Origin of the sequence: Cetobacterium somerae, assembly GCF_022430525.1 — a bacterium.
Lineage (GTDB): Bacteria > Fusobacteriota > Fusobacteriia > Fusobacteriales > Fusobacteriaceae > Cetobacterium_A.
In genome coordinates, this window is record NZ_CP092519.1 from 1,384,465 (window position 1) to 1,401,311 (window position 16,847).

18 protein-coding genes are annotated in these 16,847 nt (G+C 27.3%); 3 read left to right on the forward strand and 15 right to left on the reverse strand.

What is annotated here, in order from left to right; genetic code table 11:
* Positions 1-95: 95 nt before the first annotated feature.
* The 3 genes from MKD34_RS06335 to rbr all read right to left on the reverse strand — a co-directional run bounded on the left by MKD34_RS06335 (position 96) and on the right by rbr (position 2,068).
* Positions 96-962 carry a DMT family transporter gene (locus MKD34_RS06335; protein WP_240218761.1) on the reverse strand — a complete coding sequence of 289 codons (867 nt, stop codon included), beginning with the start codon at positions 960-962 and terminating at the stop codon, positions 96-98.
* Positions 963-974: 12 nt separating this feature from the next.
* A complete protein-coding gene (locus MKD34_RS06340) occupies positions 975-1,385 on the reverse strand; it encodes a DUF1499 domain-containing protein (protein ID WP_240218762.1) in 411 nt (136 codons plus the stop codon).
* A gap of 104 nt (positions 1,386-1,489) precedes the next feature.
* Positions 1,490-2,068 (reverse strand): rubrerythrin, encoded by a 579-nt coding sequence (rbr, locus tag MKD34_RS06345; protein ID WP_240218763.1) that lies wholly within the window; start codon positions 2,066-2,068, stop codon positions 1,490-1,492.
* Between the two features lie 117 nt (positions 2,069-2,185).
* Between rbr and MKD34_RS06350 the strand changes: the two genes are divergently transcribed.
* Positions 2,186-2,698, forward strand: a complete 513-nt coding sequence (locus MKD34_RS06350; protein WP_023050096.1) for a nitroreductase family protein — start codon at positions 2,186-2,188, stop codon at positions 2,696-2,698.
* 29 nt (positions 2,699-2,727) lie between these two features.
* Here the strand turns inward: MKD34_RS06350 and MKD34_RS06355 are convergent, their stop codons facing one another.
* From MKD34_RS06355 to MKD34_RS06395, 9 genes are all read right to left on the reverse strand, one after another.
* Positions 2,728-3,234, reverse strand: coding sequence for a pyridoxamine 5'-phosphate oxidase family protein (locus MKD34_RS06355; RefSeq protein WP_240218764.1), 507 nt, complete (start codon positions 3,232-3,234; stop codon positions 2,728-2,730).
* 102 nt (positions 3,235-3,336) lie between these two features.
* Positions 3,337-5,037 carry an ABC transporter ATP-binding protein gene (locus tag MKD34_RS06360; protein ID WP_240218765.1) on the reverse strand — a complete coding sequence of 567 codons (1,701 nt, stop codon included), beginning with the start codon at positions 5,035-5,037 and terminating at the stop codon, positions 3,337-3,339.
* On the reverse strand, positions 5,027-5,911 hold the full coding sequence (locus MKD34_RS06365) for an ABC transporter substrate-binding protein (RefSeq protein ID WP_240218766.1): 885 nt from the start codon (positions 5,909-5,911) through the stop codon (positions 5,027-5,029). The genes MKD34_RS06360 and MKD34_RS06365 overlap by 11 nt, the downstream gene beginning before the upstream one ends.
* A gap of 8 nt (positions 5,912-5,919) precedes the next feature.
* Complete coding sequence (locus MKD34_RS06370; RefSeq protein ID WP_240218767.1) at positions 5,920-6,693, reverse strand: ABC transporter ATP-binding protein; 774 nt, start codon at positions 6,691-6,693, stop codon at positions 5,920-5,922.
* Positions 6,693-7,661, reverse strand: a complete 969-nt coding sequence (locus MKD34_RS06375; RefSeq protein ID WP_240218768.1) for a FecCD family ABC transporter permease — start codon at positions 7,659-7,661, stop codon at positions 6,693-6,695. The genes MKD34_RS06370 and MKD34_RS06375 overlap by 1 nt, the downstream gene beginning before the upstream one ends.
* A gap of 17 nt (positions 7,662-7,678) precedes the next feature.
* The gene (locus MKD34_RS06380; RefSeq protein WP_240218769.1) at positions 7,679-9,712 is read right to left on the reverse strand and encodes a TonB-dependent receptor; all 2,034 of its coding nucleotides are present in this window, start codon (positions 9,710-9,712) and stop codon (positions 7,679-7,681) included.
* A gap of 18 nt (positions 9,713-9,730) precedes the next feature.
* The gene (locus MKD34_RS06385) at positions 9,731-10,993 is read right to left on the reverse strand and encodes a radical SAM protein (protein ID WP_240218770.1); all 1,263 of its coding nucleotides are present in this window, start codon (positions 10,991-10,993) and stop codon (positions 9,731-9,733) included.
* A 7-nt stretch (positions 10,994-11,000) separates the two neighbouring features.
* Complete coding sequence (locus tag MKD34_RS06390; protein ID WP_240218771.1) at positions 11,001-11,438, reverse strand: ExbD/TolR family protein; 438 nt, start codon at positions 11,436-11,438, stop codon at positions 11,001-11,003.
* Positions 11,439-11,447: 9 nt separating this feature from the next.
* Positions 11,448-12,071 (reverse strand): MotA/TolQ/ExbB proton channel family protein, encoded by a 624-nt coding sequence (locus MKD34_RS06395; protein WP_240218772.1) that lies wholly within the window; start codon positions 12,069-12,071, stop codon positions 11,448-11,450.
* Between the two features lie 169 nt (positions 12,072-12,240).
* Between MKD34_RS06395 and MKD34_RS06400 the strand changes: the two genes are divergently transcribed.
* A complete protein-coding gene (locus MKD34_RS06400; RefSeq protein WP_240218773.1) occupies positions 12,241-12,954 on the forward strand; it encodes an energy transducer TonB in 714 nt (237 codons plus the stop codon).
* An 18-nt stretch (positions 12,955-12,972) separates the two neighbouring features.
* On the forward strand, positions 12,973-13,479 hold the full coding sequence (locus tag MKD34_RS06405; RefSeq protein ID WP_240218774.1) for a flavodoxin family protein: 507 nt from the start codon (positions 12,973-12,975) through the stop codon (positions 13,477-13,479).
* Between the two features lie 46 nt (positions 13,480-13,525).
* On the opposite strand, the gene hutX is transcribed toward MKD34_RS06405, so the two are convergent.
* The 3 genes from hutX to MKD34_RS06420 all read right to left on the reverse strand — a co-directional run bounded on the left by hutX (position 13,526) and on the right by MKD34_RS06420 (position 16,835).
* The gene (gene hutX / locus MKD34_RS06410; protein WP_240218775.1) at positions 13,526-13,996 is read right to left on the reverse strand and encodes a heme utilization cystosolic carrier protein HutX; all 471 of its coding nucleotides are present in this window, start codon (positions 13,994-13,996) and stop codon (positions 13,526-13,528) included.
* A 60-nt stretch (positions 13,997-14,056) separates the two neighbouring features.
* The gene (locus tag MKD34_RS06415) at positions 14,057-15,259 is read right to left on the reverse strand and encodes a YihY/virulence factor BrkB family protein (protein WP_240218776.1); all 1,203 of its coding nucleotides are present in this window, start codon (positions 15,257-15,259) and stop codon (positions 14,057-14,059) included.
* 181 nt (positions 15,260-15,440) lie between these two features.
* On the reverse strand, positions 15,441-16,835 hold the full coding sequence (locus tag MKD34_RS06420; protein ID WP_240218777.1) for a PTS transporter subunit EIIC: 1,395 nt from the start codon (positions 16,833-16,835) through the stop codon (positions 15,441-15,443).
* Between the last annotated feature and the right edge of the window lie 12 nt (positions 16,836-16,847).

The window sequence follows — 16,847 nt, forward strand, 5'->3', positions numbered from 1 at the left end:
TTTATTTTCTACCAAGACCTGTATCTCTATCTTATATCCCTTCCTTTTTTATTTATTAAAAATAATTATATTGTTTTTAAACTTAAAAATCAAGATTATAATATAAAAAATATCGTAATTCCAACAAAAGATATTAAAGCACCTATCCCCTCTAATATACTAACTTTTTCTTTAAAAAATATAATTGATATTGGAATTATTAATATTGGACTTGTTGCTGCTAAAGTACTTACAATTCCAACATTTGCATATTTCATGGCTTCTACTAATGCTGTTACTCCTAAAGTTGCCACAATAGTTCCTAGAACTATATATATCATACCTTTTTTATTTACAATTCCTTCTTTTATGTTTGACCATTCTTTTTTTAAAGAGATATAAACTATAAAAGCTAAAATTGCTGGTATTGTTCTAACTTGAATTGTTGCGAAAGAATCATACTCTATAGATCCTAATCTCGTAAAAATGATTCCTAAGCTTTCTCCTAGCATTGCCAATAAGGCATATATAAATCCAACTTTTGAAAACTCTTTATCATTTTTCTTTTTTAATATAACAATAGCTATTCCAATTATTGTTAATAGCATTCCTAAAACTTTAAATCCTTCTATTTTTTCTCCTAGTATAAAAAAACTTAAAATCGAAACAGCTACCGGACTAAATGTCATAACCAATAAAGTTATTCTTGGTCCTATTTTAATATATGATTTATATAAAAAAAAGTCTCCTAAAAACAAGCCAAATAATCCTGAAATAGATAAAAATTTAAGTGATTCTTTTGTTACATCTAAAGGTAAAACTAATCCTCTCTTCACATACGTTATTACTCCTAAAAATAACAGAGCTATAATTAATCTTATTAAATTTACTGCTAATGTTCCTGTTTCTTTGCTCGCTCTCTCTAAAAATACAGAACTTCCTACCCACCCGAATGCTGCAGCAAGTGCTAAACTTTCACCCAATTTAATTCCCCCTTATTTTAGCTCTTTCCTTATCTTTTCCATTCTTTTTCTATTTACCCCAAAATCATACCATCCTGTTTGAGCTGCTGATCTTACATTTATTATATTATTTTCTGGTTCTATCTCAAAATCTGCTATATCTTCAAATCCAAAAAATTTACTATAAAAAGCTACTTTTAAAAAATTTCCCTTATCTTCTAAAATTTTACCTTGAAATTTTTGTATTACTTTTATAAGTTTCTCTTTCACATTTCCCTCTTTATCATCTATAGATATTGGTTCAATATAATGTTTTGTATCTTTTGCCTCACTTGAAACACAATTCGGTGTACTTGGACATTCTTTTAACATGATTTTATCGCTCCCCTCTCCTAGTAAAATTGAAAAATAACAAGTAAAAATTATTATTAATTTTCTCTTCATAATTTCTCACCCCTTTATTTTTAGTATACCTTATTTTTCTACTAAAAAACACTTTTTTTACAATAAAAAAAGTGGAAAGAAATTTATCTCTCCACTTTGATATTCTAGTAATTAATACACTCTAATTCGAACTCTTTTTGTTTCTCTAAACAAGATGGACAAACTTTTGGTGCTTCTGTTCCTTCATGAACATAACCACACTTTCTACACTTCCATCTTACATTATTATCTTTTTTAAATACATGATCTTCACCTAAATTTTTTAATAATTTACGATATCTTTTTTCATGTAATTTCTCAACTTCTACAATAACTTTAAATGCTGCCGCAACTTGTGGAAATCCCTCTTCTGTAGCAACTTCTGCAAATCCAGGGTATAACTCTGCCCACTCTTCATATTCTCCTGCTGCTGCTTCTTCTAAATTTTCCATAGTCGTTCCAACTATTCCTGCTGGATAAGTTGCTGTTATCTCAACTGGTCCACCTTCTAAATATGAGAAAAATCTTCTTGCATGATACTGCTCATTTAAAGCTGTTTCTTCAAATAATGCAGCAATTTGCTCATAACCTTCACTTCTAGCTTTATCTGCAAATAGTGTGTATCTCTGTCTTGCTTGAGATTCTCCTGCAAAAGCTTTTAATAAATTTTGTTCAGTTTTAGTTCCTTTTATAGATTTACCCATTGGTATCCCTCCTTTGAATTCTTTCTTGAATATTGTTCAAAATTTTTTTGATTTTCCTTTTTATTTTTTTATTTATATGTTAATATTAAAAAAATACTAATCTAAATAGGAGGATTTATGGATTTTTTATCAAGAAGATCAATTAGAAAATATACTTCACAAAATATTGAAAAAGAAAAATTAGATGAAATACTAAAAGTGGCTTTAACTGCTCCTACTGGAAGAAATTTAAAACCATTTGAATTGATTCTAATAAAAGAAAAAAATGCATTAAATAAGCTATCTCTATCAAAATCTATTGGATCTGCTATGTTAAAAGAAGCTAATGCAGCTATTATTGTCTTAGGTAATCCTGAAATTTCAAATACTTGGAATGAAGATGCTTCTATTGTTTCTTTCAGCATACAACTTAAAGCTTTTGAACTAGAACTTGGAAGCTGTTGGATAAATGTTAAAGATAGAAAAACAAGCGATAATACAGAATCAGAAGAGTATATTAAAAATAACTTTAACATACCTAGTCACTTAAAAATAGTTTCTATCATTTCCTTGGGTTATCCAAATGAACACAAACCTCCACATGATGATAAAGATATGGATTTTTCTAAAATTCATTTAGAAAAATATTAAAAAAAGCCAAAATTAATTGGCTTTTTTTACTATCTATGAGATTTTTTATCTCCTGTCATTTGAACAACATCTCCATCTTTTAAATTATATGCTTGTCCAAATCCTTTTACAAATCTTCCATTAACTATATTTAATTTTACTAAATGAAAATCTTGCATTTTACGAACAACTTTCATTCCTTCTCCAACTTTCTCTTCAAAAGAATCTAATATTGTATTAAATTTTTCATCTCTTTCCTGAAATTCAGCTATTACATTATATCTTAATCTCTTTCTTACTAGAACTGAAGCTGCATCTTTCTCATCTTGTAAAAACATAATTTCAAATTGAGGATTATCTTTTAAATTATCAAAATGATCTCCAATTTCACTAATGTAAATATATCCTTCTCCTTGGAAATCTAAGTATGGAGCATATGTCACATCAACATCCCCATTTTTAGATTTTGTTCCTAATATAACTGATTTAAAATCTCCTCTAAACTCTTCTACCTCTTTTTTTATTTGTTCTTTATCAAATTTTATTGGCATCATCATAATTATTTTTTCTCCTTTAATTTTGCTAATCAAACTATTTAGGTATATGATATATTTTTTAACAAACTTTGTCAAGAATATTTTATACCTTTATTGTGTATTTTATAAGTTTCCAGCTTTGTACATATTAAAAAATACACCTTTTTTATCAATTAAACTTTGAAAATCGCCTATTTCCTTAATTCCATCTTTACCTAAAACTACAATTTTGTTAAAATTTTTAAGTGTATTTAATCTATGAGCTATTGAAATTATTATTTTATCTTCAAATTTCTGTAGAATATTATCCATTATTTTTTTCTCTAAAATATTGTCCAAGGCTGAAGTTCCTTCATCTAAAAATATGATTTCTGGGTCTTTTAAAAATAATCTTGCCATTGATAACCTTTGCTTTTGTCCTGAACTTAATTCAATTCCACCTTGACCTAGTTTTGTATTTTCTTTCTTTTCTAAACTTTCTACAAACTCTTTTAATTCAGCTAATTCCAATGCTTCTTCTATCTCTTTTTTTGTTGCGTCTCTTTTTACCACTTTTATATTCTCTAATATTGTTTCATTCATTAAACTATCTCTCTGATCGACTATCGCTATTCTATTTAATAAACTTTTTCTATCTACCTCGTGGATACATAAATCATTTATAAAAATTGTATTTTCTTCAGGTAAAAATGTTCTTTTTAAAAGTGAAAATATTGTTGTTTTTCCTACTCCACTCTCTCCAACAAATGCTACTTTTTCTCCTTTTTCTATAGTTATTGATAAATTTTTTATAACTTCCTGTTTATCAAATGCAAAATTTAATCCATCTACCTTTATACTATCTATATTTTTTTCTATAATTGTATTTCCATCTTTAATATTTGGAATATTCATAACTTCTAAAAACCTGCTTATTCCTGTAGCTCCTCTTTGAAATACATCTACAAGTCCCATAAGTCTTAAAAGATACACCCTAAATCTATTAGTCAATAATATAAAACTCACAATAACTCCAAAACTTATTTCACCTTTTATATGCATGTATCCACCTATAAATATAACAATAAGTTGAGTAAGTTGATTATAAAAATTAATACCGGACATTAAAGCTGATGTATTAAATATATTATTTTTTTCTACACTTAATAACTCTTTATTTTTACTTGAAAACTTCTCTAAAGTATCTTTTTCTAGGACATTATCTTTTATAAAGAATATAGTTTTCAACGAATCGTGAATTCTTGATGTTAATTTAGAAAATCTTTCTCTTACTTCTATGTAGCCATATTTTAATTTCTTATTTTGAATTATTGTAAAATATATGGCTATTGGTAATGGAATCATTGTTATTAAAGTTAACTTCAAATTAAAAGTAGCCATTAAAGCCATAGCTCCGGCTATTGATAATATTGAAAATAAAAAATCTTCTAGTCCTCTATATAAAAGAGCTGAAACATTTTCTAAGTCATTTGTAACTCTTGATATGATATCTCCACTTTGATTTTTCATAAAATATGTATCTGGTTGATTTAATATTTTTTTAAATAAATCTTCTCTCATAAAAAATTTTATTCTATTTCCCATCAACTGTCCTCTTGAACTAGAGTAAATTGATAAAAATAATCTTATAATATAAAGTGTTAATAAAAAAGCTGAGAACATAAAAAATTCATTTAAATTTTTCTCGGGAATTGAGTTATCAATTAAATTTTGGACAACTATCGGTCCATATAAATCTAGTACGGTCACAAAAAAACTGCTAACTAAAAAATAAGTTAGCAGTTTTCTTTCTTTTAAATAGTACTTGAAAATACTATTTAACATTTGATAACTCCTTGTATAACTCCTCTAAAGCATCAATCACTCTAGGCGTTCCTCTTAGTATTTTATCTGATTCAATTATCATTATATTCCCTTTTTGTCCCGCTTTTGTTTGTTTTACAACTGGATTACTATTTAAAATATCATTTTTATTTTTTATAGCCATTGAACCTACAAGTATATCCGGATTTTCTGCTAATAAAAATTCTGGCGACAATATTGGTCTTCCACCTGGTAACCCTTTTGCTATATTTTCTATCCCTAAAGTATCGAAAATTTGACCTGGTAATGAATTTGGACTAAATACCATCATTGGAGATGTTGAAAATAAAAATCCTCCCTTTATATTTAAAGGTTTTTCTGCTATTTTCTCTTTTATCATTTTTAATTTTAAATTATAACTATCAATTAATCTATCTATATTTTCTTCCTTTCCAGTTATAACTCCATATATTTCTAAATTATTTAAGATTTGTTCAAAAGAATTAGCTTCATTAATTATAAAGTTTAATTTCCTTGCTTTTAAACTTTCTCCAAAACTTTCAGACATAGTATTTAGTATTACTAAATCTGGGCCATACATTAAAACTTGTTCTACTGAAGGTTTCATTATTGTTCCTGCTTTTGGTAAATCCTTTGTTTTTTCTTGTGGCCAAATTGGATTTTTTGCAGTGTCTGCTATTGCTACTATATTATTTTCTCCACCAATTAAATAAAATGCTTCTACTGCTGCCGGATCTAATATTAAAACTTTTTTATACTCTTTCTTTTCTATTTTATTACCTCTTGAATCTATAATAAAATCATTTTCTATTTTTAAAGCATAAACTAGATTACTAATTAAAATAGTAAAAATTAATGTTATTACTCTTTTCATCTTTCCTCCTAAACTAATGGAATAATATACGGTATTCCACTCTCATCTTTTATAACTTTAGCCTTTAAATTATAAACTTTTTGTAAATTTTCTTCTGTTAAAACTTCGGATGGTGTTCCTTGATATTTTATCTCTCCATCTTTCATCATAATAAGTTCATCACAAAACATGGCAGCTAAATTTAAATCATGTAATACTGCTACTCCTGTTAAAGATTTTTCAGCCACTAAGCTTTTTACCTTATTTAATAATTCAACTGCATGATTTAAATCTAAAGCTGAAGTTGGCTCATCTAATAATAGAATTTCTGGATCTTGAGTTAAAGCTCTTGCTAATAAAACTCTTTGAAACTCTCCTCCAGAAAGACTAATCGCTACTCTTTCAGAAAATTTTTCCAATCCTAAAAACTTTAAATTATCCTCAACTTTTCTTCTATCTTCGTATGAATATCCTGCCCAACTAGATTTTAAATGAGGAAGTCTCCCCATTAAAACAAAATCCTTTACTGACATATTTGTCATTAAGTTTGACTTTTGTGGAACTAAAGAAACCAATCTTGCCTTCTCTTTTTTGGAAAGCTCCTTTGTTTCCTTTCCATTAAATTCAATATCCCCTTCACTTGGATTTAAATATCCTAATATATTCTTTAAAAATGTTGATTTACCACAACCATTTGGTCCTAATATCCCAGTCATTTTCCCTTTAGTTATATTAACTTTTAATTTTTTTAAGATCTCTCTCTCTCCATAAGAAAATGACAGATTATTTACTCTTACACCCATTAGTTTCCTCCTTTAGCTTTAAATGCTAAGTATAAGAAAAATGGAGCTCCAAAAAATGCCGTAACAACTCCAATTGGAATCTCAACAGGTGCTAAAAACAATCTTCCTATTGTGTCACAAATTAATAGAAAAAATCCTCCTGCCAAGGCAGCGTTAGGAATTAATCTAGAGTTAGATGGTCCTACTAACATTCTTATTGAATGAGGTATAATTAATCCTACAAAACCAATCATTCCTGAAAAAGCAACTGAAAATGCTACAACTAATGCTGATACTGTTAATACTTTTGCTTTCAATGTATGGACGTCAACTCCCAAAGAGTTAGCTTCTTCATCTCCTGACAATAATGCATCTAATTGATTTCTTTGTAAGTAAAAAAATATTAAAGAAAAAACTAATGGAATTATAAGTAAAAATACCTTTGTCCAAGTCGCTCCTCCTAAATATCCCATTAACCACATAGTTATCTTAAAAGATTCTTCTCCTATTAAATACATAGCAAAAGATGTAAAAGCACCTATAAAAGCTGATACAGCTATTCCTACTATTAAAAGAGTTGTTATATCAACCTTACCACTTCTATTTGATAACTTAAATATAATGAACGTACTTATTAAGCATGATAAGAATGCCAGTACTCCATAAAAAATATCTGGTAATTGAAATACGTATGCTATCACAGCTCCAAATGTAGCACTTGCTGCAATTCCTATTATATATGGATCAGCTAGTGGATTCTGGAATACTGCTTGAACTACTACTCCACTTGATGAAAGCATCATTCCTATTAATAATGCCATTACTATTCTCGGTAATCTTATATCATAAATTATTGTTTTTATATAATCTGGTGCTGTACTTATGGAAAATAGTTGTTCCAATGGTACAGAAACACTTCCTAAACCAATAGAAAGTGTTCCTGTTAGTATTATTCCCAGAATTAATATTAACGATATGTGTTTTTTCATATTAATTCTCCTATTTTTTAGAAATTGTATTTAAATCCTGCGTAAAGACTTCTCTCTGCAGCTGGATTATACTCTTTACCATCTGAACTTATAGAGTTATAATACTTTTCATTAAATATATTATTAATTCCTGTATAAACTCTTAAATTTTCAATTGGTCTATAATTTAATGTTAAATTTGTCACAATATTTTCATTCTGTTTACCCTCTGTATTTTTATTACTTAAATAATAACCTGATGAATAAACTGTATCCCAAATAACATTAACTTTTGAAGTTATCTTATAATCTAATGCTATATTAAATCTATTTGTAGGAACATCTGCTATTTCATTTCCCTCAATTGATTTATCTTGATCTTTTAATATTTTTGTCTTAACTAAAGCATACCCTTCTCTTACTGTTAGATTTCCAAAATATTGCTCTGCATTTAACTCTAAACCGTATCTTCTTGTTTTTCCAATATTATAATTTCTAAAATTCATTCCACTATAATTTTCTGTTGCTATTTCATCATTTGTTTCAGTTAAATATATTGCTCCACTTATAAAACTTCCAAATATATAATCTTTAAAACCTGTTTCATATGTTATATATGTTTCTGAATCTAAATCATTATTAATATATGCTCCATCTATTTTATCTACTAATTGTGAAGGTGTTGGAGAAGTAAATCCCTTTTCTCCCTTAATATAGATATTTCCTGTCTCTGAATATAAATAGTTTCCTACTAATTCATAAGCCATATTTTCCATAGTTGTTTTTCTATTTATACTTGTATCTGATGTTGTTGTCCCACTTGATAAAGAACTTTTTTTATATGATCTATCAGTTTTATAATCTGCATATTCATATCTTACACCTTGAGTAAATTCAAGTTTACCAATTGCATTTCTATTTAAAATAAACATACTATGAGTATCTTTAGTTAAATCATTTTTATATTTTTCTGAACTAAACATATCCATTTGACTATCTCTTTTTAAGTTGTTATTTATATAGTCATACCCTAAAATTAAACTGCTTGATTCTCCATAACTAACTTTTAATTTTGGTTTAAATCCTATCTTTTCATCAGTATAATCCATATAATTTTTAACACTATAACTCATTTTTTCATAATTATTTTCATTATATATATCTGTTTTCTGATAAAATCCAACTAAGTCTAAAGTTACTTTTTCATTAAATTTGTATTCATATTTTCCTGTAAATTCGTCTTTCTTAGTATTATTAACAATTAACTCATCATATTTACCAACAAGACCATTACTTTTAGGATTTGATAACATCTCTTTTGTAAGAGCTCTAGGTGATGTTGCGTCATCCTTATATCTCGAGTACTTAAAGACAAAACTTTGATTTTCATCAATTTTATATTTTAAACTTCCCTCAAAATACTCTGAATCTGATTCATCTCCATCTCTAAATCCTTTATAATCATTCTTAGTATAATTAATACTTATACCTAAATCTCCAACTGTTGTTCCATAAGAAACCTCACCTTTTTTCCCACCAAAAGTATTTAGCTCTCCTGAAACAGAACCTCCTGTATAACCTGCTCCTGATTTTGTCACAATATTTATTATTCCACCTCTTGTTCCACTTCCATAAAGAATGGCTCCCCCGCCTGGAATAACCTCAATTTTTTCAATATTTTCAACTGGAACTGTATTAATTGGTGTTTTTGCATGAGATGTATCTAATAAGTTTACACTTACACCATCTATTAAAACTTGTACATTTGCTGTTGCTTTACTTCCTTGCCCTCTCATATCAATTATTGGATCTTTTGGATCTCCTATTAAATTGACACTTGGTACATCTTTTAAAGCCTCTGATACAGATTGATAATTCTTTTCCTCTATATCTTTAGCTGTAATAACTGTTACTGTATTTGTTACATTTCTTTGTGCTGTTTCAAACCCCGTTGTTGAAATCACACTTTCATTTAATTTAACCCCTTTATTAGCTTCTTCATAGAAAAAATCATCATTTGAATAACTTAAAGCTGTTACTATTAAACTTAGTACTGCTATTCTTTTGTTCATAATTTTAATCCCTCTCCATTACTTTTTTATTAACCCTAAAGTTTTTTCAACAACTGTTGTTAAAATCTCTCTAGATATATTGTTACCCCAAAATAAGCCATCTTCAGTTAGTTTATAATGTTCTTTATCTTCTAATATAAAATTATTCTCTTTTAACTCAAATAGCAATTCTTCAAAAGCTATCATTTCTTCAGATGTTAATATATCTTTTACTATATTTTTATCTATTTGTGGAAATTGAAATAATCCGCTAAATTTATCCAATCTTTGTTGATAATCACTTTTTTCAACAAACATTGACATCTCTTTCTTCATTCTAAAAATAGATATATTATCAACATTTCCTCCGGCTCCAACTCCAATTGGAAAAGTGTCTCCTCCAAAGTTTCTAGTCTTTATATATTTATATTTATCTCTTCCTTTTTTTGCTATTTTTGTTAACTCCAATGCGTAATAATCACTATCTTTAGTTAACTCTTTTATAAACGCATCATGTAACTCTCTCTCTTTTTTTAAATCCTCTTGAACTTTAACTTTTTCATCTTTTATGTCATGAGATAATGTTGACCCTTCATGAACCATTAATGAATAAAAACTTGAACTTCCTAAATCTAACTTTTTTATAATCTTAGCATCCTCTATAGCATCCTCTATTTTTTGCGTTGGATAGTTATAAATAATATCTATGCAAACTTCTCCATTAAATTTTTCTTTTAATTGAATTAATCTTTCTATTGTTTCATTTTTCGAATACGTTCTATTGTAAAATTTTCTTCCTTCATCTGAGAAACTTTGAATACCCACAGATAATCTATTAACTCCATATTTATTCATTAACTCTATTTTTTCATCATTTAAATTATGTAATGTTGTTTCTAAAGTAAATTCGTATTCTGTAGAAAATTTTATATTTCTATTAACACTTTGAAGTATTTTTTCCAATTGATTATTTTTATAAACTGTTGGAGTTCCTCCACCAAAATATATTACATCTACACTTTTTTCCTTAAAATATCTATAATCTCCATATTTATCAAATTCACTAACTATATAATCTGCATAAGAATCTAAACTTCCACTTAATTGCTCTCTATTTAAATTACAAAACGAACAAATTTTATCACAATATGGTGTGTGAACATATATCGCTCTTGGAACATCTTTAGGTTCCTCTTTTAATCTGTTTAAGAACTCTTCCTCTGTAACTCTTTTTTGAGGATAATACTTTCCTATCAATCCACTAGAATTATGATGACTCTTATATCTTGTTTCAAAATGCATTATTTAATCACTTCCCTTTAGTCTCTATATCTATTGCTTGTGCTCCAGCCAACTTTATATCTGACATTATATCTACCACATCTCCATAGTCGATTCCTCTATCAGCTAATATTGCTACTCTTTTATTTTCCATTAGTACAATTGTATTTTTTATTTTTTCTTGCAATTCATCTTTTCTTATATCTACTATGGAACTCTCTTTTTGTTTGTCTATTTTTATTTTTAGCTCTCCATTACTTGCAACTAAAATTGAAATTTTATCAATAGATTCTATTATTTCAGAAACCTCTGATTTAGGTAAATCTATTTTGATACCCTTCATATCATCAAATGTTGTAGCAACCATAAAAAATATCAGAAGTAAAAATACTACATCTATTAATGGAGTTAAATCTGGTGTTAATTGTTTTCTTTGATAATTCATAAACCCTTTTGATTTAAACATATTCTATACCTACATCTTTCTTAAAATATTTATAAATTCAACTACATTTTTTTCCATATCAACTAATGCTTTCTCAATTTTTTTTTGATAGAAGTTATAAAATATTAAAGCCGGTATCGCTACGATTAAACCTGATGCTGTTGTGATTAAGGCTTGAGAAATTCCAAAAGCTAGAACTGTTGGATCTCCTGCTCCATGTTTTGACATAGCTGTAAATGCTCCAATCATTCCTGTTACAGTTCCTAATAATCCTGCTAACGGAGTTACATTAGCTGCTAAAGCTAAAATCCACATATTTTTTTCTAATTTTGGCATCTCTCTTAAAGCACACTCTCTTGCTTTCTCTTCTAAATAATCATAAGTGCAACAATTCATTTTTTCACCATTGTATTCTATTAAAATTGTTTTCATTACTTTTGCCGATGTATTTTTAAAGCAATCGCATGCTTTTATAGCTCTTTCTCTTTCATTATTTTTAATAAATTTCTCTAAATGATTTATTAAAAGTTCTCCGTTATCTTTTTCATTTTTAAAGAAGTAATATCCTCTTTCTAATATCACACTAAGACCTGCTACTGATAAAAATATTATTACAGACATTAATGGTCCTCCTGCTTTGATTATATCTATCATACATTCCCTCCTAAAATTAAATATTTTGACATTCAAAGTTATTATAATGATTTTGTACTAAATAGTCAATATATTTTTCAAACAAAGTATTTTTTTATAAATAATTTGATAATTAAAATATTTTTTGTTATAATCATTGTGAATTTACTACTTATTTTTTGGAGGAATTATGAAGTTTTTTATTTTTTCAATAGTTTTACATATATTTATATTTATTTTTGGTTTTTCTTTAGATTCAAATAAAAGTTTTGAAATTAATAATATTGGGAATGATTTTAGTACTCCATCTATCTCTGTTAATTTCAATTCAATGCAAATAACTCCACAATTGCAACCAACTGAGTCATCAGATGAAATTCTAAAAGAGGTTTTAGAAGAAAAGGTAGAAGAAAAAATAGATAAAACTAAAATTGAGGAGAAAAAAAGAGAAGTTATAAAGAAAGAGAATAAAAAAAATTCTAAACCTAAAAAAGTTTTAGAAAAAAAGAAAAACGAACTCACTAAAAAATCTCAACAATCAGAAAATACAAATACACCTACAAATACTAATACTGATTTAATTGAGCTCTCACAAGGTGTATTTGCTGCTAAAAATCAAGGGGTCCAAGGACTTAAATATTCTTTTATTTCTCAACCTGATCCAGAGTATCCTTTAGCTGCTAAAAGAGTATCATACACTAAAGAAGTTTCTATTAAGGTTAGATTTCTTGTGGGATTAAATGGTGAAATTGAAGATATTAAATTTTACAGTGATAAAGATAGTTTAGGTTTCCAAAAAGAAGTCGAAAAAACTTTAAATAAGTGGAAATTAACTACTGTAACTTTAAATAACAAACCAATAAAACTATACTTTTATAAAGAATTTAAATTTAATCAAAAATAATGGGAGGATTTTAATTTTATGAAAATACTTATTACATATTCATCAAAAACTGGAAATACAGAAAAAATAGCTCAAGCTATTCATAAAGGTATTCCAACTGCTAGCCTTTTACCTATCTCTGAAATTGTAAACTTAGATTATGATTTAATTTTTGTAGGAGGTTGGATTGACAGGGCCACTTTTGATCAAACAGCATTAACTTTAGCTAAACAAATTTTTGATAAAAATGTTGCATACTTCTTTACTTTAGGTGCTTATCCACACTCTGAACATGCTAAAGATTGTGTTAACAACATTGAAACTCTATTAAAAAATAATAATAACAATATTTTAGGCGGATACTTTTGTCAAGGAGCCATTGATCCAAAGTTAATCTCTTGGTTATCAACACTTCCATCTGATCACAAAATGTCTCCAAACGAAGAAAGAAAAAAAAGATGGGAAGATGCTAAATCACATCCAGATCAATTGGATTTAAATAAAGCTACTGAATTTAGTTTAGATATTATTTCTAAGTACAAATAAAATAAAAATAGGGAAAAGCTAATATAACTTTTCCCTATTTTTATTTTTATAAACTTTTAAAACTTTCTAAACACTCTTCAATTAACTCTTTCTTCTCATTTCTTGGAACATACACTGCAAATATCTCCCTTTCATCCTCTCCAAAGAATTTTATAGAATAACTCTCTCTTCCAAACATTATATCTTTTACTAAAAAAATCTCTTTTATTTTTCCCACACTTAAATGTCCGCCTATTGTTGAATTTTTATCGTGGAAATTCAAGAATCCATGAGCATAAAATCCTTTTGGAAACTTATCTTGTATTTCTAATACAAAACTTGGAGTAACAACTAATAAAAATACCTTTTCCCACCCTCTTAATATATCGAACAAGTCATCGATTTTTTCTGTATCATATTTTTTTACAGTTGGTGCCTCTCTTAAAACTTCAATTATTGAAATATCTAATTCTTTAGCTATTTTATTTAAAGAAGCCTTTTCATCATTTACCAGCATCTCGTTTATTTTATTTTTCATAAATTCCTCCTACATTATATTATGCAAGAAAAATATATTACATTTTAAAAACTTTGTCAATCAAATATTTTTAAAATATTCAATTATTTTTAAATTTTCATTAAATTTAACTTCATCTATCACATAATTTTCTCCAAAATTTTCCATATCTTCATATAGTTTTTTAAATGTTATTATCTCTACACTCATTGTTAGTTTATAATTTTTTTCATCTGTTGTTTCACATTCAATCGTTGAAATATAGCCCATTTTTTTTAACATATCTAAAATTCCTCTAGTTAACTCTGTCGGTATTTTTAAACTTTCAGATATCTCTATAGCAGATATTGGTTTATTATTTTTTAAATAATTTTCCATCAATGCTAGTAATACTTTTTGAGCAACTTTATACTTTGAAATAAAATTTATTTTTTTTATTATTCCAATTTTTCCTAAACTATCTCTATTTTGTAAAATATATGAAAAGTGTGCTCCTATTAAAATTAAAAACCATACAATTTTTAACCATATTAAGGAAAGTAACAGAACTGAAAAACTTCCATAGATTTTATTATATGTTGTTATTATTATCTGTAATCTTACTAATAACATATTACTTTGATTTAACAAAAATGAAATTATAAAACTACTCCAAAGAGTTGGAACCAAATTTACTTTTGTATTTGGAAGAACAGTATAAAAAAATACAAAAAATATCCACAATGCTAAATATGGTGCTATTAATTGTATTATATGTTTGCTGTAAAATATGTCAGTTTTTAGGTTAGTTAATATATTCGCTCCAATCACACTTACTGGTAACATTAAAAAAACAATAAAATAATCAGTCACTTTCCTAAAAACACCTCTTGTTTTTCTAATTCCCCATATGCTATTTAATGCTTTTTCAATCACAGAAAACATTGATACGATAACCCAACCTAATGATAAAAATCCTACTCCAGCAATAATTCCACTTCTAGTATTTTGGAGCAAATTTTGAGTTGTTTCTAGTATAAGATTTACTGTCTCCTCATTTAACGGCGAACTCTCCGTTAGTTGCTTAAGATAATAATTATCTATTCCAAACCATCTTCCAATACTAAACGCTATCGCTAAAACAGGTATAAAAGATAATGTTGTAAAATAACATAAGGTATTTGCCCATAAGTTTGAATTTGATCTTTTGTAGTTTTCTAAAGCTCCCTTCATTTGACTATAAAAATGAGTCAGTTGTAACTCATTTATATAATCTTTTATTTTATTTATAAATTTTATAATCATCTAATCCCTCCCAATATATTCTTTTCTAATTTTATCACATTTCCTTTATTAAAAAAATTAAAAGAACCTCTTTTAAGAGGTTCTTTTAATACGGGGGGATTATTTATTTTTATAACACTTTTTTCTTTATTATATCTTTTAGACAAAGATCTTTAAAAAAAAGTTTTATTTTTTTATTTTTTTATATAGCTTCATCAATATCTTTTGGAATTCCAAAGAAATACGTTATTATAAATCCTGCTATATAAGATATTCCTAATCCAATTATATAATATAAAATTTTTCCTGGAACAACTAATGGAATAGCTGTTATTCCTGCTGGTCCAAATGCTATTGTTTGTACTTTTGTAGCTGCTAAAAATGCTCCACCTATTCCCCCTGCTATTGAAGCTGTTATGAACGGTTTTCCTAACGGAAGTGTTACTCCATAAAGCATCGGTTCTCCTATTCCTAATATTGCAACTGGCATTGCAGATCTTATTATATCTCTTAGTTTTTTATTATTTTTTGCTTTTATATAAATTGCTGCAGCTCCACCTATTTGTCCTCCACCTGCCATACAAAGTATAGGAAATAACGAGATACTTCCAAATTGTGTTAGTTGAACCATATAAAATGGTATTAGTCCATGATGTAATCCAACCATTAATAGAGGTAAAAACGATGCTGCTAATATAAATCCACCTATTATCGCCATCGGTCCTTCACTCATTATAAAAAATGAAAATACTTTTATAATTCCATCTGAAACTACTCCTGCAAAAGGCATTATTGCAAATATTGTTAATGTTCCAACTATTAATAATGAAATCATAGGAGTTAAAATTGTATCTAAAAAATCTGGTATAATTTTTCTTAGTTGCTTTTCAACCCAAGCTAAAATTGCAACACCTATTATTACACCTATTATTCCACCTTTACCTGGAATTAAAATACTATTTAACGGTACTTCTGCGTTATATAATCCCAATGCTTTTGAAAATATATTTATATTACCACTTATTGTTATTGCTCCAATAACTCCACCTAAAGCAGGTGTTGCTCCAAACTCATTAGCTGAATTTATACCCACAAATATTGCGAAATATGCAAATAAACCACTACCTAAAGTTTGAAAAAATGTTATCCACATAGGCATATCTTTTATTCCTTCTGCCGTGTATACATTTTGAAAATATCCTGCTATCCCATTTAAAAGACCTGCTCCTATTATCGCTGGAATTAATGGAATAAATATATTTGCTAATCTTCTTAATACTGAAGAGAATTTACTTTGCTTTGACTTTACACTCTCTTTTGTTTTTTTCCATTCATCATTACTAGCTGATATTTCTCCACAAAGTTTTTTCATTTCATCTGCTATTTTTTTACTTTTTCCTGGTCCTACAACTACTTGAATAGTATCATCTTTTATTACTTTTATAACTCCTGGAATTTCATCTAAGTTTTCAAAATCTACTTTATCGTTATCCTTAACAGAAACTCTTACTCTTGTCATACAATTATTTATAACTACTATATTATCTTTTGACCCCAATTTTTCAATTATCTCTCTTGCAATTGATTGATTATCCATTTTACTCTCCCC

What these genes read in the sequence shown, in the direction of transcription:
- MKD34_RS06340 (WP_240218762.1), bottom strand. Translation starts at nt 1,385, where the DNA reads ATGAAGAGAAAATTAATAATAATTTTTACTTGTTATTTTTCAATTTTA.
- rbr (WP_240218763.1), bottom strand. Translation starts at nt 2,068, where the DNA reads ATGGGTAAATCTATAAAAGGAACTAAAACTGAACAAAATTTATTAAAA.
- MKD34_RS06350 (WP_023050096.1), top strand. Translation starts at nt 2,186, where the DNA reads ATGGATTTTTTATCAAGAAGATCAATTAGAAAATATACTTCACAAAAT.
- MKD34_RS06355 (WP_240218764.1), bottom strand. Translation starts at nt 3,234, where the DNA reads ATGATGATGCCAATAAAATTTGATAAAGAACAAATAAAAAAAGAGGTA.
- MKD34_RS06360 (WP_240218765.1), bottom strand. Translation starts at nt 5,037, where the DNA reads ATGTTAAATAGTATTTTCAAGTACTATTTAAAAGAAAGAAAACTGCTA.
- MKD34_RS06365 (WP_240218766.1), bottom strand. Translation starts at nt 5,911, where the DNA reads ATGAAAAGAGTAATAACATTAATTTTTACTATTTTAATTAGTAATCTA.
- MKD34_RS06370 (WP_240218767.1), bottom strand. Translation starts at nt 6,693, where the DNA reads ATGGGTGTAAGAGTAAATAATCTGTCATTTTCTTATGGAGAGAGAGAG.
- MKD34_RS06375 (WP_240218768.1), bottom strand. Translation starts at nt 7,661, where the DNA reads ATGAAAAAACACATATCGTTAATATTAATTCTGGGAATAATACTAACA.
- MKD34_RS06380 (WP_240218769.1), bottom strand. Translation starts at nt 9,712, where the DNA reads ATGAACAAAAGAATAGCAGTACTAAGTTTAATAGTAACAGCTTTAAGT.
- MKD34_RS06385 (WP_240218770.1), bottom strand. Translation starts at nt 10,993, where the DNA reads ATGCATTTTGAAACAAGATATAAGAGTCATCATAATTCTAGTGGATTG.
- MKD34_RS06390 (WP_240218771.1), bottom strand. Translation starts at nt 11,438, where the DNA reads ATGTTTAAATCAAAAGGGTTTATGAATTATCAAAGAAAACAATTAACA.
- MKD34_RS06395 (WP_240218772.1), bottom strand. Translation starts at nt 12,071, where the DNA reads ATGATAGATATAATCAAAGCAGGAGGACCATTAATGTCTGTAATAATA.
- MKD34_RS06400 (WP_240218773.1), top strand. Translation starts at nt 12,241, where the DNA reads ATGAAGTTTTTTATTTTTTCAATAGTTTTACATATATTTATATTTATT.
- MKD34_RS06405 (WP_240218774.1), top strand. Translation starts at nt 12,973, where the DNA reads ATGAAAATACTTATTACATATTCATCAAAAACTGGAAATACAGAAAAA.
- hutX (WP_240218775.1), bottom strand. Translation starts at nt 13,996, where the DNA reads ATGAAAAATAAAATAAACGAGATGCTGGTAAATGATGAAAAGGCTTCT.
- MKD34_RS06415 (WP_240218776.1), bottom strand. Translation starts at nt 15,259, where the DNA reads ATGATTATAAAATTTATAAATAAAATAAAAGATTATATAAATGAGTTA.
- MKD34_RS06420 (WP_240218777.1), bottom strand. Translation starts at nt 16,835, where the DNA reads ATGGATAATCAATCAATTGCAAGAGAGATAATTGAAAAATTGGGGTCA.